Source organism: Tardiphaga alba, assembly GCF_018279705.1.
GTDB classification, from domain to species: Bacteria; Pseudomonadota; Alphaproteobacteria; order Rhizobiales; family Xanthobacteraceae; genus Tardiphaga; species Tardiphaga alba.
Window position 1 is genome coordinate 1,430,130 of the sequence record NZ_CP036498.1, and the last position, 19,600, is coordinate 1,449,729.

Genomic DNA, 19,600 nt, shown 5'->3' on the forward strand with positions numbered 1-19,600 from the left:
CTCCTGACGTCAGACTCAGGTGGCCATCGCGGCTTCGGCGGCCGCCATGTCCATCCACATCACTTCCCAGATATGGCCATCGGGATCCTCATAGCTGCGGCCATACATGAAGCCGAAATCCTGCGTCGGCGTGGGATCGACACCACCGCCCGCAGCCTTCGCCTTGTTGACGATGGCATCGACTTCATCACGCGTGTCGGCGGAGACGCAGATCAGAACCTCGCTCGATGTCTTCGCATCCACGATCGTCTTCGACGTGAATTGTTTGTATTTGTCATGCGTGAGCAGCATCGCGTGGATGGTGTCGGAGAACACCATGCAGGCTGCGGTGTCGTCGGAGAATTGCGGGTTCTTGGTCGCGCCCACCGCTTCATAGAACGCGACCGCACGCGGCAGGTCGCTGACGGGCAGATTCACGAAGATCATTTTGCTCATGGTCGATTTCCTCTTCAGTGACGTGGTGTTGCACCAAGGACGATGCAGGCGACGGTGATCCGACATGCGCCGCGAAATATTTTGGCGACCTACCTCGCGTTGTCGTGACGCGCGTTGCGATGCCATGACGTGCGGACGGTATGTCGCATGCACAATAGTCCATCGGAATTGCGCAGCCGCACAAATCATCCTTCATTGCCAACACGGCAGCGATACGACGGAAGACGCACTTTCCGCCGCAGATTTCCGCGTTACACTGTCGTCACAACAAGGTCCGGACATGAGCCGCGGCCACCAAGAGATAAAAGAGGGAGAGAATTCATGTTGCAACGCAATCGCATTGCATTGTCCAAACGGTCCATATTGTCTTTGTCCATTGCTGCGGCGGCGATCGCCACGCTCGGCACCGCCACCATTGTCCGCGCGCAGGAATATCCGACCAAGCCGATCACGCTGATCGTGCCGTGGCCGGCCGGCGGCTCCACCGACATTTCCATGCGCGCCATCGCCGATGCCGCATCGAAACATCTCGGCCAGCCCATCGCCATCGACAACAAGGGTGGCGGTGGCGGCACGGTCGGCCCCGCCACGATGGCGGCCGCAGCGAAGCCGGACGGCTACACGATCTCGCAGATTCCGATCACCGTGTTCCGCCTGCCTTTGATGCAGGAAGTCTCATGGAATCCCGACAAGGATTTCTCCTACATCATCCATCTCACCGGCTACACATTCGGCATCACGACGAATGCGGAATCGCAGTTCAAGACCTGGAAGGATGTCGTTGATTTCGCCAAGGCCAATCCCGGCAAGGTGACCTATGCGACGCCCGGCACCGGCACCTCGCTGCATGTGGGCATGGAGCAGATCGCGGCACTCGCCGGCATCAAGATGACGCAGGTCCCGTTCAAGGGCGGCGCCGAGACCAATGCGGCCGTGCTCGGCAATCACACCATGCTGCAGGCGGATTCCACCGGCTGGCGGCCGCTGGTCGATGCCGGCAAGCTGCGTCTCCTGATGGTGTGGACCGACAAGCGTTCGCCGAACTTCCCGGATGCGCCGACGCTGAAGGAGAACGGCTATCCGATGGTCTACGACTCGCCCTTCGGCATTGCCGGCCCGAAGGGCATGGACCCGAAAATCGTCGCCAAGCTGCATGACGCCTTCAAGAAGGCCATCGAAGATCCCGCCGTGGTCGCGACGCTGGCGAAATACGACATGGTGCCGAACTACAAGAACACCGAGGACTACAAGAAGTTCGTGGTGGAGGTCACCAATTCGGAGCGCAAGGTGATCGATAGCATCGGGCTGGCGAAGAAGTAGGGCTTCTCATCTGTAGGGTGGGCAATGCGAAGCGTGCCCACCATCACCTCCGCGGCACTTGATGGTGGGCACGGCGCAAGCGCGCCTTTGCCCACCCTACAAGACACGTATGTTGAAAGCGCTCTCCCATGTCCTCCACCACCCGTCCGCCCTTCCGTCTCAACAATTCCGAATTCTGGACCGGGGTGATCGGCCTCGGCCTTGGCGCTTTCGTGATTAATTCCGGGCTCAAGCTGAAGCTCGGCACGATCAATGATCCCGGCTCGGGCTTCATGATGTTCTATATCGGCCTGATGATGTGTGCCTTCGCGGTCGGCATCATCCTCGCTTCGGTGACCGAAGGCGGCCCGACCTTCGGCTCGCGCTGGGAGGATGCGCGCTGGAGCAAGCCGGTGCTGATCATCGTCTGCCTGATCGCCTATGCTTTCGCGCTCGAACCGCTCGGCTTCCTGGTCGCCACCATCCCGCTGATGCTCCTGCTGTTGCGCATCATCGATCCCGTGCGCTGGACGCTGGCGATCCCGCTCGCGGTGCTGGCGCCGGTCGGTGTGTGGTGGGTGCTCAAGCATGGTCTGGCGATCATGCTGCCCACCGGCACGTTCGAGATCGGTTGAGGGGAGCGGCATCATGGACGTTCTCGCCAACGTATTTCACGGCTTCGGTGTCGCGCTGCTGCCGGTCAATCTGCTCTATTGCTTCATCGGCGTGTTCATCGGCACGCTGGTCGGCGTGCTGCCCGGCATCGGCCCGATCTCGGCGATGTCGCTGCTGCTGCCGGTGACACTGTCCGGCACGCCGGAGAGCGGCATCATCATGATGGCCGGCATCTATTACGGCTCCATGTATGGCGGCTCGACCACCTCGATCCTGGTGAACATCCCCGGCGAAGCGGCGTCGGTGGTCACCTGTCTCGATGGCCACCAGATGGCCAAGAAAGGCCGCGCCGGCCCTGCGCTCGGCATTTCCGCGTTGGGCTCGTTCATCGCCGGCACATTCGCGCTCGTTGCCTTGATGCTGGTGGCGCCGTCGCTGGCCGCTGTCGCGATTGCGTTCGGGCCCGCCGAATATGCCAGCCTGATGGTGCTCGGCCTCGTGGTGCTCACCTTCCTCACCCAGGGCTCCATGGCCAAGGCGCTGTTGATGGCGTGCATCGGCATCGTGCTCGGTCTCGTCGGCCTCGACAGCATCACCGCGCAGCCGCGTTTGACATTCGGCCGCATCGAACTGATCGACGGCATCGGCCTCGTCCCGGTGGTGATGGGTCTGTTCGGTCTTGCCGAAGTGCTGCTCAACACCGAGCAGGCGATCAAGCGCGAGATCATCAATGCCAAGATCACGCAGCTGTTGCCCAACAAGGAAGACTGGAAACGCAGCGCCGGTCCGATCGGCCGCGGCACCATTCTCGGCTTCTTCCTCGGCATCCTGCCCGGAGGCGGCGCGGTGGTGGCGTCGTTCGCCTCCTATGCGCTGGAGAAGCGGCTGTCGAAACGGCCGCAGGAATTCGGCCATGGCGCCATCGAAGGCGTTGCGGGGCCGGAAGCGGCCAACAACTCCGCCGCCGGCGGTGCCTTCATTCCGCTGATGACCCTTGGCATCCCGCCCAATGTGGTGATGGCGCTGCTGCTCGGCGCTTTCGTCATCCACGGCCTGCAGCCCGGCCCGCTGCTCATCACGCAGAATCCCGGCCTGTTCTGGGGTATCGTGGCCAGCATGTATATCGGCAATGCCATGCTGCTGGTGCTGAACCTGCCGCTGATCGGCATGTGGGTGAAGCTACTCAAGCTGCCTTATAATGTTCTGTTCCCGCTGATCGTGCTGTTCACCATCATCGGCGTCTATTGCTCGAGCAATAATGTGTTCGACGTGCATGTGATGATCGCCTTCGGCATCATCGGCTACTTCATGCGCAAGTTCGGCTACGAGCCGGCGCCGCTGGTGCTGGCCTTCGTGCTCGGGCCGCTGCTGGAGAACAATCTGCGCAAGTCGCTGATCCTGTCGCAGGGCAACCTGATGACCTTCATCGAGCGGCCGATCTCGGCGGCGTGTCTCGTCCTTGCGGTGATCCTGCTGATCGCGCCGCTATTGCCGGCATTGCGGCGCAAGCGTGAGATGGTGGCGCTGGACGAGGGCGCATAGGAGACGGAGCGGGCATGGACACCGAACTGGCCAGGACATTCCTTGCAGTCGTGAATGCCGGGAATTTCGTGGCCGCGGCGGAGCGCCTGCATGTCACGCAATCCACCGTCAGCGCGCGCATCCAGACGCTGGAGCAGCAGCTGCGCTGCGTGCTGTTCGTGCGCAACAAGGCCGGCGCGTCGCTCACCGCGGCGGGCCGGCAATTCCAGAAACACGCATCGATGCTGGTGCGTACGGTGGAGCAGGCGCGGCACGAAGTCGGCATCGCGCAGGATTTCAGCGCGACGCTCACCGTCGGTGGCCGCATCGGCCTGTGGGAGGAGTATCTGCTGCGCTGGCTGCCGGCGATGCGTGCGGACATGCCCGACGTCGCGATCCGTGCCGAGAGTGCGCTCGAGCCGGAGCTGATGCAGGGGCTTGTGGAGGGCCGCATCGATATCGGCGTGATGTATACGCCGCAGAGCCGGCCCGGCCTCAAGGTCGAGCAACTCTTCATCGAGCAGCTCGTGCTGGTGTCAACCCGGCGCGGCCATCCGCCGGAGCCGCAACAGAACTATGTCTATATCGACTGGGGCCCGGAATTCTATGCGCGCCATATCGCGCTGTTTCCCGATTTCAGCGGCGCTGCGATCACCGCGAATATCGGCTGGCTCGGCCTGCAGCATGTGCTGGAGAATGGCGGCGCCGGCTATTTTCCACGCCGCATCGTGGCCCCGTTGCTCGCAAGCGGCCAGCTCCATGTCGCCACGGGTGCACCGGATTTCAACATGGCGGCCTATGTCGCCTTCCATGATGACGGCGATCACGCCGTCATCACGCAGGCGGTTGCATTGATGCACGAATTGGCGGCGGCGCAGACGAAACCTGCGCCGCCGCGTGGGAAGCCGAAGGCACGCCGGCGCTGAGGCACGCCGTTTTCAAGTCCGCGTTGCGTTACACGCCGGATGGATGACCAGATCTCGCAACCAAGGCTGCGATCTGATCCGCGTGATGGTGAGGGCGGGGGGTGCGAAGATGGTCCGGAGCAGGGCGTCCAGGGCGCGCAGGACGGTGGTGAACGGCGACGGGCTGTGTGCGATCGTTTTCATGGCGACACCTGTTGGCGTGGCCGACATGGCCACAGCATCGAGGGTAGCCGTGGGCTGACGGTTGAAAAGCGAATATAATCGATGGTTTGTATCGGATATTTCGATGTTTAATGTGGTGCCGCGGGGTGATTGCGGGCTGGTTCCGGGCGGAGACAGCCGCTAGAACCACGCCAGCCGCATCCCGCGGCCTCTCGTTTCGTGTCGCCAGCAGTGTCGCGGGTGACCCCGCATCGTGATCAACGACGATCGCGCTTCCTCTTATTGTCGACCGCGCGGTCCTCTCCATGACAGATAGCCAACGCCCCGAGCGGGCGGAGGGTTCAATACCAGCATCGGCGCAACGGCGTCGCGGCTTCAAATTCTTCGCTCCCATTCTTGCTGGCGCCAGCCTGCGCGAGCGCATGGTCGCCTGCGTCGGTGCGCTGGTCGGCATCGCGCTGACGGCGCTGATCTGCCGCTTCGTGCTGGGCGATCACACCAGCCTGCCGCTGATCGTGGCGCCGCTCGGCGCGTCCGCGGTGTTGCTATTCGCGGTGCCGGCGTCGCCGCTGGCGCAGCCATGGTCGATCATCGGCGGCAACACGATCTCGGCGCTGATCGGCGTCATTATCGCGCACTTCGTCCATGACCAGATCCTCGCCATCGGCTTCGGCGTGTCGATCGCCATCGCCGCCATGTCGTTCGCGCGCTGCCTGCATCCGCCCGGTGGCGCGACGGCCTTGACGGCGATCATCGGCGGGCCCGCGGTGACCTCGGCGGGCTTCCTCTTTCCCTTCATCCCCGTCGGTCTCAATTCGCTGCTGTTGGTCGCGCTCGGCCTGCTGTTTCACAAATTGTCGCGACACACCTATCCGCACCGGCCCGCCGCGCCGCTGCCGAACCCGCATCAGACGCGCGATATCAGCCCCGAACTGCGCGCCGGCTTCACGCCGGAAGATATCGACAAGGCGCTGGAAGCGCTGAAAGAGACATTCGACATCGCACCAGACGATCTCGAGAGCCTGCTGCGGCAGGTCGAGCTGCAGGCGATGCTGCGCACCCATGGCAGCATCCTGTGCGAAGACATCATGTCGCGCGATGTCGTCACGGTCGGCGTGTGGGACGATGTGGAGCTCGCACGCACGCGGCTGATTAGGCACAATGTGCGCACGCTGCCGGTGATCGATCGGCAGGGCCATCTCGTCGGCACCATCGGCCTGCGCGAAATCCTCGGCAGCACCGGCGATATGAGCGCGCGGATGTCGCCGGCCTCCACGGCCGCGGCAAGCACGCCGGCGGTCGCCTTGTTGCCGACGCTGACCGATGGCCGCACCCATGCCGTCATCATCATCGATCGCGACCAGACCATCGCCGGCCTGATCACCCAGACCGATCTTCTCGCCACCATCGCCAAGCTCGTGCCCGCGCAGTCCGGATGACGGGGCCGGTATCGTGAGCCGGAACCCCGCCGGCGCGCTCCTGTTTCGACCAATTATAAGTTCCGCGGGCGAAATCACCTTGGGTGCGGTGGATCAATTGATTTAGTGACAAAGGTTCGTGCTCAGCTGAACCCCGCCAGGCCATTGACCTCCGTCGCCACATCATCCTCTCCCAGCGAAAGATTGACCCTGCTGTCAGGCGCGCTCGTCGTGTCCGCGGGCGTGCAGAGTTTCGATCAGCCCAAGCGCGTGAATGCGACGCTGCCATCGGGGGTGAAGATCGTGCTGCTGCTCAGCGGCCGCCTGCAGATCGCGGTGGGTGAAGGCGCCGGCCATGAGATCTGCGGCCCCGCCGCGCTTGTGATCCGCTCGCCCAATGGTGCGACGCGCGATCAGGTGTTCGCGGCCGATGTGCCGGTGCGTTACGTTATCGTGCAGATGCAGGAGGGCCTCGTCAGCGCCGAGATGGCGCAGGCCATGGCGGCGTCGTTCGAGGCGACACATGCATCCGCCGATCAGGACGCGTTTCTGATGTCGTGTTCCGCCGGCCATGCGCTGCAGGCGCTGAGCGCGCAGATCATGAATTGCCCGATCCGCGGCGCCGAGCGCGAGCTCTATCTCGGCGGCAAGGCGATGCAACTGGCAGCGCTTGCGATCTCCTCATGCCTCAGCCAGGCCAGCGCACCGCAGGCCTTGCAACTGTCGTCGCGCGATTTCGATCGCATTCGTCAGGCCCGCGAATTGCTGATCGAGGCGATGCAGCAGCCGCCGAGCCTCGAAGGCCTCGCCCAGCAGGTCGGGCTCAATGTGCGCAAGCTCAGCGACGGTTTTCGTCGGGTCTATGGCGCCACCGTGTTCGGTTTCCTGCAGGAATACCGGCTGGAACAGGCCTACAAGCTCATCGCATCCGGCGAAATGAGCGTCTCGGAGGCGGCTTATCACGTCGGCTACGGCGCCGCGCATTTCGCCACCATCTTCCGCAAGCGCTTCGGCGTGTCGCCCAGCAGCCTGCGCTAGCCCCTCCACCAGCTGCGGCAATTTATAGGTCTCCTAACCTCAGACGAAAGCGAGAGTCCGGCAAACGAAAGTCCGCGCCTATCTCGCCTGTGGCCTGCATGCCAAGAGACGGTGACGCTGGACCGGGGAATTTATCCGGCGTCACATGGACTTCACGGGGATCACCGACACATGACGACACATTTGCGCTGGAGCCGGCTGCTCCATGTCTCACCACTCGCTCTGGCGCTTCCATTCGTCGATGCCACATCGGTGCTCGCCCAGCAGGCAACGAGTTCGACCCTGCCGGCGGTGACCATCGAAGGCGGCTCGCCGCGCGCCGTGCGTGCCGCGCCGAAGCAGCGTGCCGCCCGCTCAGCCGCGCCTGCGCGTCGCGCCGCCGTGACACCGCCGCCCGCAGTCGAGGCCGCGCCGCGCGAGACCGCACGTGGTCCGGTGCAGGGCATCGTCGCCAAGCGCACGGGCACCGGCAGCAAGACCGACTCGTCCATCCTCGAAACGCCGCAGTCGATCTCGGTGGTGACCCGCGAGCAGATCCAGCAACAGGGCGCGCGCTCGGTGGCCGAGGCGCTGCGTTACGAGCCGGGCGTGGTGGCGGAAACCCGCGTCGGCGATCGCTTCGACAACGTGTTCATTCGCGGCTTCGGCGGCTTCGGCGCCAATGCGAACTACCTGCATTTCTGGGATGGTCTGCGCCTGCCGCGTGGCGTCTCCTATGCGATGCCATCGGTCGATCCGTTCCTGCTGGAGCGCGTCGAGATCCTGCGCGGCCCCGCCTCGGTACTGTACGGTCAGAACAATCTCGGCGGCATGGTCAATCTGATCAGCAAGAACCCGACCGCGACGCCGCAAGGCGAAGTGTTCACGCGCTTTGGGAACAACAACCGTGTCGAGGGCGGCTTCGATGTCAGCGGTCCGCTGACCAAGGACGGCGATCTCCAGTACCGGCTGATCGGTCTGGGTCGCAAGTCGGACACCGACGTCAACTACACGACCACTGAGCGTCAGCTGATCGCGCCCACTATCACGTGGACGCCGAACAGCGACACCAAACTGACCGTCCGCGGCAGCTATGATCGCGATCCGTCGAGCTATCAGCCCAACTGGTTGCCTGCATTGGGCACCTTGCAGCGCAATCCGAACGGACAGATCCCGCGCGACTTCTTCGCCGGCCATCCCAACTTCAACGAATACAGCCGCACCCAGACCTCGGTGGGCTACGAGTTCGAGCACAAGTTCAACGATACCTGGGCCGTGCGCCAGAACCTGCGCTACCTGGAAGTGGAAAGCACGTTCAAGGCACTGTCTGTCACGGGCTTTGGTACCGGCGCGTCCTGCGGCGCGGGCGCGACCACCAATCTGTGTCTGGCGCGGTCATCGACCTACTTCCTGGAAAACCTGAAGTCCTTCACGGTTGACAACCAGGGCGAGGCGAAATTCGCCACCGGCTGGCTGAACCACACGGTGTTGATGGGCGTCGACTACCAGTCGACCTCGGCAACGGCCACCTCGGGCAACATTGCGGCGACGGGCAATATCGCGCCGAACTCGGCCGCCAACCTTCCGCCGAACGTCAACTATCTCAACCCGTCCTACGGCAACATCGTTGCGCCCACGCTCACCACGCTGACCGTGCAGAAGCGCGAGCAGACCGGTGTGTATGTGCAGGATCAGATGCGGCTCGGAAAGCTCGCCGTCACCGTGGGCGTGCGTCAGGACTGGGCGAACGCGTCGTCGGATACCCAGACGATGGCGACCGGCGTCTACACCAACCGTGCGAAGCCCGTGGATTCTGCGGCGACATGGCGCGCAGGCGCGACCTATCTGTTCGACAACGGTTTCGCGCCTTACGCGAGCTATTCGACGTCGTTCGAGCCGGTGATCGGCACCGACTACACCGGATCGGCCTTCGTTCCGACGACGGGCAAGCAGTATGAGTTCGGCGTCAAGTATCAGCCGACCGGCCTGAACGGCTTCTTCATGCTGTCCTATTTCGACATCGTTCAGAACAACGTGCTGGCCGTCGATACTGCACGTCTGTTCGCGGCCAATCCGCTCTGCACGCAGTCCGGCCCGAACTGCCAGATCCAGCTTGGTCAGGTGCATTCGAAGGGGATCGAGTTGAGCGCAAAGGCGACGTTGTCGCCTGGCTTCGACGTCATCGGCGCCTATTCGCACACGAATATCTCGATCACCGAGAATTCACAGGCCGCGCTGATCGGCAAGGTACCGGTGGGTGCCCCCGGCAACACCGCATCGCTGTGGATGGACTACACGTTCCAGAACGGCCCGCTCACCGGCTTCGGCTTCGGCGGCGGCGTGCGTTATGTCGGCTCGTCCTTTGGCGACTCCGCCAACACGGCTGCGATGGTCGTGCCGTCCTACGTGCTCGGCGACCTCGCGGTTCATTACGATCTCGCCGGTGCATCGCCGCAGCTCAAGGGCTGGAAGCTTGCGGTCAACATGACCAACATCACAGACAAGACCTATGTGTCGGCGTGTGCCTCTGCCAACCAGTGCTTCTACGGCAATGGCCGCACCACACTGGGGACGATCCGTTACCAGTGGTAAGTGAATGGATCCGGCATCGGCTCTTGGTCGATGCCGGATCATGCAAGCCAATAGCCAGCAAAGCGTATCCTCTATGCCGAATATGATGCTGCCCGGCGCCAGTGTTCGCGACATCGTGTCGAAGGCTCAGCGTGACTACCGCATCTTCGTCTGGCAGCCGGCCGTCGGCCAGCTCCACGACAAGATGCCCGTCGTCTATCTGCTCGACGGCAACGGCACCTTTCCCATCGCGACATCGGCCGTGGCGCTGCAGTCGCGCCGGCCGGAGCGCACCGGCGTGCAGCCGGCCATCGTGGTCGGCATCGGCTATCCCACCACGCTGTGGCTCGATGCCGAGCGCCGCACCTATGACTACACGCCGCCCGTGCCGGAGGATGCGCTACCGCAGCGTCCCGATCGCGGCGGCTGGACCCGCACCGGCGGCGCCGACGAGTTTCTCGATTTCATCGCCGACGAATTGCAGCCGATGATCGCGGCGGAGTTCGGCGCGGATCGTGACCAGAGCGCGTTGTTCGGTCATTCCTTCGGCGGGCTGTTCGTGCTGCACACGCTGTTCACGCGGCCGGCATTGTTCCGCAACTATGCGGCGGCAAGTCCCTCGATCTGGTTCGGCGGCGACCATCTGCAGCAGGCCAAAGCGCGCTTCATGGCGGCGAAGCCCACGGTGCCCACACGCCGCTTGCTGGTCACCGTCGGCGGTCTCGAACAGGCCGAGGCACAATCCGCGGACGGTGCCTCCGCCGATTACGACTCGTGGATTCGGCGCAACAAGATGGTAGAGAATGCCAAGGGTCTTGCAGCGGATCTCGCGACCATGGATCCCGCGGCGCTCGCCGTCACCTATACGGAATTCGAGGACGAGAACCATGCATCGGTGCTGCCGGCCGCGATCAGCCGGGCGCTGCGGTTCTCGCTGATGTCAGGCACGTGATGACCTCCATGACACGCCGCTTCACCATCTCTGCAATTGCCGCGTGCGTGCTCGGCACATGCCTCGCAGTCGCGCCTGCCGTTGCCGAGCCCGTTACTGTCACGGACATCACCGGCCGCGCTGTCACGCTGCCGCAGCCGGCGACACGCATCCTTCTTGCGGAGGGGCGCCAGTTCCCCGGCCTGTCATTGCTGCATCCCGATCCCGTCAGCTTGCTCTCCGGATGGCTCGGTGACTTCCGCCGCAATGACAGCGAGACCTATGCAGCCTATCGCCAGAAGTTTCCGGCCATCGACGACATTCCCGTGCTCGGCATGGGCAATGACGGATCGTTCTCGGTGGAGAAGGCCATATCGATCAAGCCTGACGTCGCCGTGCTCGGCACCAGCTTCGCGCCGGGTGGCCGCAGCAGCGATGTCGCGCGTCAGCTGGAAGCCGCAGGCATTCCCGTCGTGTTCACGGATTTCTTCATCAATCCGTTCGACAACACCGTTCCCAGCATGCGCATTCTCGGGCGCGTCATCGGACGCGACAAGCAGGCCGAGGATTATGTAGCGTTCTACGAAGCGCATATGAAGCGCGTCGCCGATCGCGTCGCCGCGTCGCGCGAGAAACGGCCGAGCATCCTGGTCGAGACCCATGCCACGCCGTCCGATTGCTGCCACTCGCTCGGCGCCGCGAATGTCGGCCGCTTCATCGCCTTTGCCGGCGGTGACAGCATTTCCGCCGAAGTCTCCAAGGGACCGTCGGCGCAGCTGGGCCTGGAGTATATCATCGCCAAGAATCCCGACATCTATGTCGGCACCGGTGGCGCGCATCTGAAGGCGACCGGCGGCTTGCTGATCGGGCCGGGCTTCGATGCCAAGACGATCCAGGCCAGTCTCGCCGCCGTGGTCGCGCGGCCCGGCTTTTCCGAATTGCGCGCCGTGCGCGAGAAGCATGTGCATGGGCTGTTCCACAACATGCTGTCGACACCACTCAATCTGCTCGCCGTGGAAGCGATGGCGCGCTGGCTGCATCCGCAAGCGATGACTGATGTCGATCCGAATGCCACCATGGCCGAGATCAATGCCCGCTTCCTCGCGGTGCCGATGAGCGGCATCTACTGGGTCGACCTGAAGTGACCGATATCGCGACCCAGCTTGCCGCAACGGCCTATCAACGCGTCATCCGCAAGCGCGTGGTGGTTCTGGCTGCGCTGGCGCTCACCAGTCTCGTCGCCTTCGCGCTCGATCTCGGCAGCGGGCCATCGAGCCTCGGGCTGTTCGATGTGATCGGCGGCATCTTCGATGGCAATGCGTTGTCGAGCGCGCAGCGTGCCATCCTGTGGGAGGTGCGGCTGCCGCAGGCCTTGCTCGCGGTGCTGGTCGGCCTGGCGCTGGCCACGGCGGGCGCGGAGATGCAGACCATTCTCGGCAATCCGCTGGCCAGCCCGTTCACGCTCGGCGTGTCGTCGGCGGCGTCATTCGGCGCGGCGCTGGCCATCGTGCTCGGCATCGGCATTCCCGGCGTGCCGCAGAACTGGATCATCTCGGCCAATGCCTTCGTGTTCTCTTTCATCGCCGTCATCGTGCTGCAATCGGTGGTGCGGATGCGCGGCTCCGGCACCGACATTCTGGTCCTGTGCGGCATCGCGCTGTTCTTCACCTTCAATGCCCTGGTGGCGCTGACGCAGTTCCTGGCCAGCCAGCAGGCGCTGCAGCAGCTGGTGTTCTGGATCATGGGCAGCCTGTCTCGCGCGAGCTGGGAGAAGGTGAGGCTGCTGGCGCTGGTGGTCGTCATCGCGCTGCCATTCGCGCAGCGCGCAGCGTGGCCGATGATGGCGCTGCGGCTCGGCGAGGATCGCGCACGCAGCCTCGGCATCAACATCGTCATGCTGCGTTTCATGTCGCTGCTGCGCATCAGCATTCTCACGGCGACGGCGATGGCCTTCGTCGGCACCATCGGCTTTGTCGGTCTCGCCGGCCCGCATATCGCGCGGCTCCTGATCGGCGAGGATCACCGCTTCTTCCTGCCGGCCAGCGCGCTGACCGGCGCCATCATCATGTCGCTGGCCTCCGTTGCCAGCAAGAGCATTATTCCCGGCGTGCTGATCCCCATCGGCATCGTCACGGCGCTGATTGGTCTGCCCGTGTTCTTCTCGCTGATCTTCAGCCGGCGAGGCCTGCCATGAGCGCTCCGGATCTCGTCGTTCAGGATGTCGCGGCCGGTTACGGTGCACGAAAGGTGCTGCGTGGTCTGTCGCTGCCGCCGGTGCCGGGGGCACAGGTCACGGCCCTTGTCGGCCCCAACGGCGCCGGCAAGACGACGCTTCTGCGCGCCATCGCCGGGCTCGTCCCCGCCAGCGGCACGATCCGCTTCGGCACGCAGGATCTGTTGACGGCGTCGGCGCAGCAGCGCGCCGGCGTGATGGCCTTCATGCCGCAATTCATGCCACAGCGCATGTCGCTCAGCGTGCTGGAAGCCGTCATCAGCGCGTTGCGTGCATCGCCGCCATCGACGGCGACATGGAGTAACGACGGCTTTCGCGATGCGTCGCTCGCCGTGCTGGCGCGGCTCGGCATCGTCGACCTCGCCTTGAGCGCCTTCGATCAATTGTCCGGTGGCCAGCGCCAGCTCGCCAGCCTCGCGCAGGCGCTGGTGCGCCGGCCGAAGCTGCTGCTGCTGGACGAGCCGACCAGTGCCCTCGATCTGCGGCATCAGTTGCAGGTGATGCAGATCGTGCGCGAGGTCGCCGCGCAGGGAACGACGGTGATCGCCGTGTTGCACGACCTCCAAGCAGCCGCGCGCTGGGCCGACAATGTCGTCGTCATGAAGGATGGCGCGCTCTATGCGAGCGGCGCTGCGTCGGACGCCATTACATCCACGATGTTGCGCGAAGTCTATGGCCTCGACGGCATCGTCGAGCGCACCTCCACGGGCGAACTCCATATCGGCGGTTACGCGCTGAAGGCGTGAGCCGCGTTACTCCGCAGCCGCGGCGTTGTCGGCATTGGGGTCGCCCGGCGCGGTCGCCCAGGCGAGTTCGACCAGCGTCACGATGCGCTTGCCGGTGCCGTCGACCTGGCACACGATCAGGCCCTGTTCCTCGATATAGCTGAGCAGGCGGCGGGCCCGGCGCAGCGAATGCGAGCCATAGGCGCGCGCGATGGCGGCATCGCCGGGGCAGGGCCAGCCTTCCTTGGCGGCGCGGGCGATCATCATGAACACGCCCTGCATGTCGTCGGGCAGCACGGAGGCGCGCAGCGCTACGTCCTGCCAGCCGTCATTCTCCGCGATGTCACCCGAGCCGAGGCCGGCGCGCGCATGGGTCAGCATGCGGCGAAACTCGTTCATGTCGGGCACCGCGGCGCCGAGGCCCTCGATGCGGCAGCGGACGACGAATTCCTGATACAGCACGCCGACGGCGCGGAAGCCCGCATCGGGCTCCGCCATCAGGGCGTGCAGCACGCGGTCGACGCGTTCGCGCCGCGCGGCGATTTCCTCGGCACTCGGCAGCTGCTCCGCCGGTTCCGGACGCACTTCCATGGCGGCCGATTTCGCCGCCATCAGCTGTCCGAGCAGATCCGGCGAGGCCGGGGCGCGGCGTTGTGGCCGCACGGCTTCCGGCGGCGGCGCGGCAAGGATGGTGGCGCGCACGTCGTCCAGCATCGCTTCCGGCAGCGGCATCAGGCGGGGCGTCGCATTGCGTGGGCTCGTCTCGGTGGCGCCGATGCGCAGGCCGAGCGGGCGGCGCGACAGCGCGGGACCCAGCGCCATGAACTGGCCGCGCTCGAGATCGCGGAACGCCTCGGCCTGACGCCGCTCCATGCCGAGCAGATCGGCCGCGCGCGCCATGTCGATGTCGAGAAAGGTGCGACCCATCAGGAAGTTGGACGCTTCCGCCGCGACGTTCTTGGCGAGCTTGGCCAGGCGCTGGGTGGCGATGACGCCGGCAAGGCCTCTTTTACGGCCGCGGCACATCAGGTTGGTCATGGCGCCGAGCGAGAGTTTGCGCGCTTCGTCGGAGACTTCGCCGGCCACGGCGGGGGCGAATAATTGCGCTTCGTCGACCACCACGAGCATCGGATACCAGTGGTCTCGCGGCGCATCGAAGAGGCCGTTGAGGAAGGCCGCGGCGCGGCGCATCTGGTTCTCGGCGTCGAGGCCTTCCAGATTGAGCACGCTGGAGACGCGATGCATGCGGGCGCGCTCGCCGGCCGCCTGCAAGCCGCGTTCGGTGTGCTGCTCGGCATCGATGACGAGATGGCCGAAGCGCTCGGCGAGCGAGACGAAATCGCCTTCTGGATCGATGATGGTCTGCTGCACCCAGGGGCGCTCTGTTCGAGCAGCCGGCGCAGCAGATGCGATTTGCCGGAACCGGAATTGCCCTGCACCAGAAGGCGAGTCGCCAGCAGTTCCTCGAGGTCGAGAGCCGCCGACGCACCCGCCGTCGTGTGCCCCATCTCGATTGCAACCGTCATGTCCCGACTCAAGCGCTCCTTGCGGGGAGGGCATTAGCAACCAAGCGGGGGCCAGTCGAGCGCTGCCGGGGCGCTGTCCCGTGTTCCCTGAGCAATCCCGGGCTTGCGAGCCGAAACGCCATGATTCGTCAGGTCACGCGCGCCCCGCGGCGGCGCGCAGGGCGCCTTTCAGGTAGGGCCAGGGCGAGGCCGCCATGGCCGGGCTCGAGCGGAACGGGATCACGGCCGAGACCGGCAGCGCCTTGCGGATCACGCGATGGGTCCAGTCGCCTTCGGGGCGTTCGAGCGTATAGCCCAGCGAGCGCGCCAACACGGCGATGCGATCATTGCTGCTCAGGATCGTGCCGTGCAGCTCGCATGCTGCGCGCTGGGCCGCCAGCGACTCCAGGCTCATCAGCAGCGCGCGGCCGAGGCCGCAGCCCTGCACGCTGTCGTCCACCGACAGCGCAATCTCCGCACTTGGCGCGATGGAGCAGACGGCTTCGCCGATGATCTGCTGTGCGAGGCCGTATCGCTGGGTGGCGACCACGCAGAAGAAGTTGTCGCCGTCGCAGCCGATGATGCGGTTGATGTCATCAAGCGTCGGTGTTGCGGCATGGCCGAGGAAGCGGTTATAGCGCGCGGCTTTTGACAGCGATCCGAAATAGGATTGCAGATCGGCGGCATCGTTGCGAATGGCCAGTCGCAGAATGGTGGTGGGTGTCGTCATGTCGCTCCCGAACAATCCCATAGGCGTCGATGGAGCGCGGAATGTGCGGGGAGCGGGGCTGATACGCGTCGACCGTTCGAACGACGATGCGATAGAAAGATATGGCGAGATGCGCGCGCAGCGGCGCGTATCGCGCAGGCATCGATCAGTGATGCGTGATGCGACAGCGCGATGCGTGTTCCGTACTAAGCGGCGGTCTCGGTTTGTGAGAGGTGCGGCAACTGGAACGGCTGCTCGATCGTGATCGCGACACAGCCGAGGCGATGCGCGGCCTGTTGCGTCGATGCGATCACAGCCTGGTCGATTTGCGAGCCTGGAATCTGCGCGACGATCAACTGCGCGATGCACAGCTGACGATCGCCCTTAAGGTCGAGGTCAACCCTGTAGGCGAACAGGGCGTGGACGATGTTCTGTGAGTCGCGAATGATGATCAGGCCGGTGTCGTCGGTCCCCACATCTACCCGCCGGCGTACGAATTCAAGCCATGCGTCCAGCGTGACGCTGGCATCGTGCAGATAGATAAGCGGATATGCCGCGGGCGCGTCGCGCCAGGTCATTGGTAGTGCCTGATATTCCTCATGTTTCATGGCCGTTTCCCGCTTGGGTCGCTAAACTGGCGCGGGGCTGGAGAACCGGCATTGATATGGATCAACGCGGTCATGATTGATCCATGTCAAGTGATATGCGGTAACTTCAGGACGTGACTGCTATGACCTTGATGAACTTCGAAATGACCACGGAAAGAGCGATGACCGTTGCGGATCTTCACGCCGACCATTGCGGCGACAAGCCCGACTGCAAGCACGGCCGTGGAGGTTGCGATGATTGCAAGGTTCGCCTTTTCAGCGTTTGCGCGGCTTTGGAGCCCGACGAACTCGAAGAGATGGGCCATATCAGCCAGGTCAAGAACTTCCCGGCCAAGACCATGCTGTTCGATCAGGGTGCCCAGGCCGGCGCCGTGTTCAATGTCACCGAAGGCGTCGTTCGCCTCTACAAGTCGCTGCCGGACGGCCGCCGCCAGATCGTCGGCTTCGCACTGCCGGGGGACTTCCTCGGTCTCGCGCTGATGGACCGTTACGGCGTTGCTGCCGAGGCGGTGAGCCCGACGCGTGTCTGCCGCTTCTCCCGCTCCACGTTCCTGAGTTTTGTCGATGGCAAGCCGCATCTGCTGCGCCGCCTGCACGAATTCGCCGGCCACGAATTGTCGCTGGCGCAGGATCAGATGCTGCTGCTCGGCCGCCGCAATGCCGACGAGAAGGTCGCGGCCTTCCTGCTCAACCTGCAGGCCCGCTATGCCCGCATCGGCGCCAAGTCGGTGACAGTGCCGCTGCCCATGAGCCGGCAGGATATTGCCGACTATCTCGGTCTCACCATCGAGACCGTCAGCCGCACGCTGACCAAGCTCGCCAAGGAGAAGGCACTGGTGGTGGTGCCCGATGGCGTCCGCCTGCTGTCGATCGATCGTCTGGACAACCTGGCCGCCGCCTGATTCGTCGGTTCCGTCGGCGCGGGGACGTCATTCCTGCAATTGATCCATCTCAAGGCGGTTTTCGCGCTCAGGATGCATCGTTCTCTCCAACAATCAGGGGAGAGAACCAATGCCAGTCGATAGCATGATCGTCAGCGCCGCCGTCCTCGCCATGTTCCTGTGCTTTGCCGCCGCCTTGGGCTGGGCCACGATCCAGGCGCCCGGCCGGCCGTCAGGGTCCGCCGTCCGCAATGACGGCTGATTTGTCAGCCAAAACATGCCATGAATCGCGCCCCCGGCGACCGAGATGCGGTTGCCGGGCGTTTTGGTGCAAGGAGACTTCATGGCTGCTCACGTCCATCCGCTGGCCGGCAAACCGATCGACCCCTCTCAGCTGGTGAACGTCCCGCGGCTGGTCACGGCCTATTTCGCCGGCAAGCCCGATCCCGCCATCGCCACCCAGTGCGTCGCCTTCGGTACCTCCGGCCATCGCGGCTCGGCGCTGCATAATTCCTTCAACGAGAACCACATTCTCGCGGTCAGCCAGGCCATCTGCGACTATCGCAGGAGCGCCGGCATCGATGGGCCGCTGTTTCTCGGCATCGACACCCATGCGCTGGCCGAACCGGCCATGGTTTCGGCGCTGGAAGTGTTTGCCGCTAATGGCGTGCATGTCATGGTCGACAAGGACGGCGGCTACACGCCGACGCCGGTGATCTCCCACGCCATCCTCACCTACAACAAGGGCCGCACGTCGGGCCTCGCCGATGGCGTGGTCGTCACGCCCTCGCACAATCCGCCGGAAGATGGCGGCTTCAAATACAATCCGCCCAATGGCGGCCCGGCCGATACCGATATCACGGGGATCATGGAGAAGGCCGCCAACGGTTTCCTCGCCGCCGATATGGCCGGCGTGAAGCGTATCCCGCTGGCGCGCGCCCGCGCCTCCGAATTCATCAAGCCCTATGACTACATCACGCCCTATGTGGCCGATCTCGCCAATGTCGTCGACATGGAAGCGATCCGCAGCGCCGGCGTGAAGATCGGCATCGATCCGCTCGGCGGCGCCGGCGTGCATTACTGGGAGCCGGTGATCGCGCGCTACAAGCTCGACGCCACCATCGTGAACACCGCGATCGATCCGACTTTCCGCTTCATGACGCTGGATTGGGACGGCAAGATCCGCATGGACTGCTCGTCGCCTTATGCGATGGCGCCGCTGATCAACATGCGCGACAAGTTCGATGTCGCCTTCGCCAATGACACCGACGCGGATCGCCACGGCATCGTCACGTCAACCGGCGGCCTGATGAATCCGAACCACTATCTGGCGACGGCCATCGACTATCTGTTCGCGCATCGTCCAAACTGGCGCAAGGACGCTGCCGTCGGCAAGACCATCGTGTCGAGCGCGATCATCGACCGCGTGGTGAAGAAGCTCGGCCGCAAACTGGTCGAGACGCCGGTGGGCTTCAAATGGTTCGTCGGTGGTCTCGTCGATGGCTCCTTCGGCTTCGGTGGCGAGGAGAGTGCCGGCGCCTCCTTCCTGCGCAAGGACGGCACCGTGTGGACCACCGACAAGGACGGCTTGATCCTCGGTCTGCTCGCGGCGGAAATCACGGCGGTGACGAAGGAAAATCCGAGCCAGCGCTTCGAGAAGCTGACGGCCGAATTCGGCACGCCCTATTACGAGCGCATCGATGCGGTGGCGACGCCGGAGCAGAAGAACGTGCTCAAGAAAGTCACGCCCGAGCAGATCGGCATGACCGAGCTCGCCGGCGATCCCGTCACGGTCACCGAGAGCAAGGCATCGGGCAACGACCAGAGTTTTGGCGGCATCAAGGTGAGCACCGCCAATGGCTGGTTCGCCGCACGTCCTTCAGGCACCGAGGATGTCTACAAGATCTACGCAGAGAGCTTCCGCAGCACCGATCATCTCAAGCAGATCCAGAGCGACGCCCAGGCGGCGATCGGGAAGGTGTTTGCGAAGTAATCAACACTATCATTTCCGGGGCATGCAGTATGCGCGTCCCCGGAATGATAT

The 19,600-nt window shown here is 64.2% G+C and carries 17 protein-coding genes and 1 pseudogene; 14 read left to right on the forward strand and 4 right to left on the reverse strand.

What is annotated here, in order from left to right:
- Positions 1 to 15: 15 nt before the first annotated feature.
- Entirely contained in the window at positions 16 to 435 is a 420-nt protein-coding gene (locus tag RPMA_RS06770) for a VOC family protein (RefSeq protein WP_211912100.1), read from the reverse strand.
- Positions 436 to 756: 321 nt separating this feature from the next.
- On the opposite strand from RPMA_RS06770, the gene RPMA_RS06775 reads away from it, so the two are divergent.
- From RPMA_RS06775 to RPMA_RS06825, 11 genes are all read left to right on the forward strand, one after another.
- Positions 757 to 1,755 carry a tripartite tricarboxylate transporter substrate binding protein gene (locus tag RPMA_RS06775; protein WP_211912101.1) on the forward strand — a complete coding sequence of 333 codons (999 nt, stop codon included), beginning with the start codon at positions 757 to 759 and terminating at the stop codon, positions 1,753 to 1,755.
- A 128-nt stretch (positions 1,756 to 1,883) separates the two neighbouring features.
- Positions 1,884 to 2,369 carry a tripartite tricarboxylate transporter TctB family protein gene (locus tag RPMA_RS06780; protein WP_211912102.1) on the forward strand — a complete coding sequence of 162 codons (486 nt, stop codon included), beginning with the start codon at positions 1,884 to 1,886 and terminating at the stop codon, positions 2,367 to 2,369.
- A gap of 13 nt (positions 2,370 to 2,382) precedes the next feature.
- Complete coding sequence (locus tag RPMA_RS06785) at positions 2,383 to 3,891, forward strand: tripartite tricarboxylate transporter permease (RefSeq protein ID WP_211912103.1); 1,509 nt, start codon at positions 2,383 to 2,385, stop codon at positions 3,889 to 3,891.
- 14 nt (positions 3,892 to 3,905) lie between these two features.
- Positions 3,906 to 4,796: a LysR family transcriptional regulator gene (locus RPMA_RS06790; RefSeq protein WP_211912104.1), complete on the forward strand. Its 891-nt coding sequence runs from the start codon at positions 3,906 to 3,908 to the stop codon at positions 4,794 to 4,796.
- A 467-nt stretch (positions 4,797 to 5,263) separates the two neighbouring features.
- Positions 5,264 to 6,397, forward strand: a complete 1,134-nt coding sequence (locus RPMA_RS06795) for an HPP family protein (RefSeq protein WP_211912105.1) — start codon at positions 5,264 to 5,266, stop codon at positions 6,395 to 6,397.
- Between the two features lie 183 nt (positions 6,398 to 6,580).
- The gene (locus RPMA_RS06800; RefSeq protein ID WP_211912106.1) at positions 6,581 to 7,414 is read left to right on the forward strand and encodes a helix-turn-helix transcriptional regulator; all 834 of its coding nucleotides are present in this window, start codon (positions 6,581 to 6,583) and stop codon (positions 7,412 to 7,414) included.
- 171 nt (positions 7,415 to 7,585) lie between these two features.
- Entirely contained in the window at positions 7,586 to 9,985 is a 2,400-nt protein-coding gene (locus tag RPMA_RS06805; protein ID WP_211912107.1) for a TonB-dependent siderophore receptor, read from the forward strand.
- A gap of 40 nt (positions 9,986 to 10,025) precedes the next feature.
- Positions 10,026 to 10,916 carry an alpha/beta hydrolase gene (locus RPMA_RS06810; RefSeq protein ID WP_211912108.1) on the forward strand — a complete coding sequence of 297 codons (891 nt, stop codon included), beginning with the start codon at positions 10,026 to 10,028 and terminating at the stop codon, positions 10,914 to 10,916.
- Positions 10,916 to 12,040: an ABC transporter substrate-binding protein gene (locus tag RPMA_RS06815; RefSeq protein WP_211912109.1), complete on the forward strand. Its 1,125-nt coding sequence runs from the start codon at positions 10,916 to 10,918 to the stop codon at positions 12,038 to 12,040. Before RPMA_RS06810 ends, RPMA_RS06815 begins: the two co-directional genes overlap by 1 nt.
- The gene (locus RPMA_RS06820; protein ID WP_249225581.1) at positions 12,037 to 13,089 is read left to right on the forward strand and encodes a FecCD family ABC transporter permease; all 1,053 of its coding nucleotides are present in this window, start codon (positions 12,037 to 12,039) and stop codon (positions 13,087 to 13,089) included. Before RPMA_RS06815 ends, RPMA_RS06820 begins: the two co-directional genes overlap by 4 nt.
- Positions 13,086 to 13,874 (forward strand): ABC transporter ATP-binding protein, encoded by a 789-nt coding sequence (locus RPMA_RS06825; RefSeq protein WP_211912110.1) that lies wholly within the window; start codon positions 13,086 to 13,088, stop codon positions 13,872 to 13,874. The genes RPMA_RS06820 and RPMA_RS06825 overlap by 4 nt, the downstream gene beginning before the upstream one ends.
- A 6-nt stretch (positions 13,875 to 13,880) precedes the next feature.
- Here RPMA_RS06825 and RPMA_RS06830 read toward each other — a convergent pair.
- The 3 genes and pseudogenes from RPMA_RS06830 to RPMA_RS06840 form a co-directional block, all read right to left on the reverse strand.
- Positions 13,881 to 15,379, reverse strand: a pseudogene (locus RPMA_RS06830) (helicase HerA domain-containing protein).
- A gap of 133 nt (positions 15,380 to 15,512) precedes the next feature.
- Positions 15,513 to 16,088, reverse strand: a complete 576-nt coding sequence (locus RPMA_RS06835; RefSeq protein WP_211912111.1) for a GNAT family N-acetyltransferase — start codon at positions 16,086 to 16,088, stop codon at positions 15,513 to 15,515.
- A 185-nt stretch (positions 16,089 to 16,273) separates the two neighbouring features.
- Positions 16,274 to 16,675 (reverse strand): hypothetical protein, encoded by a 402-nt coding sequence (locus tag RPMA_RS06840; protein ID WP_211912112.1) that lies wholly within the window; start codon positions 16,673 to 16,675, stop codon positions 16,274 to 16,276.
- Between the two features lie 161 nt (positions 16,676 to 16,836).
- Between RPMA_RS06840 and RPMA_RS06845 the strand changes: the two genes are divergently transcribed.
- The 3 genes from RPMA_RS06845 (at position 16,837) to pgm (ending at position 19,549) form a co-directional block, all read left to right on the forward strand.
- Positions 16,837 to 17,577 (forward strand): Crp/Fnr family transcriptional regulator, encoded by a 741-nt coding sequence (locus RPMA_RS06845; protein WP_211912113.1) that lies wholly within the window; start codon positions 16,837 to 16,839, stop codon positions 17,575 to 17,577.
- A 109-nt stretch (positions 17,578 to 17,686) separates the two neighbouring features.
- Complete coding sequence (locus RPMA_RS28230; RefSeq protein WP_256438215.1) at positions 17,687 to 17,818, forward strand: hypothetical protein; 132 nt, start codon at positions 17,687 to 17,689, stop codon at positions 17,816 to 17,818.
- An 81-nt stretch (positions 17,819 to 17,899) separates the two neighbouring features.
- A complete protein-coding gene (gene pgm / locus RPMA_RS06850) occupies positions 17,900 to 19,549 on the forward strand; it encodes a phosphoglucomutase (alpha-D-glucose-1,6-bisphosphate-dependent) (RefSeq protein WP_211912114.1) in 1,650 nt (549 codons plus the stop codon).
- Positions 19,550 to 19,600 lie beyond the last annotated feature (51 nt).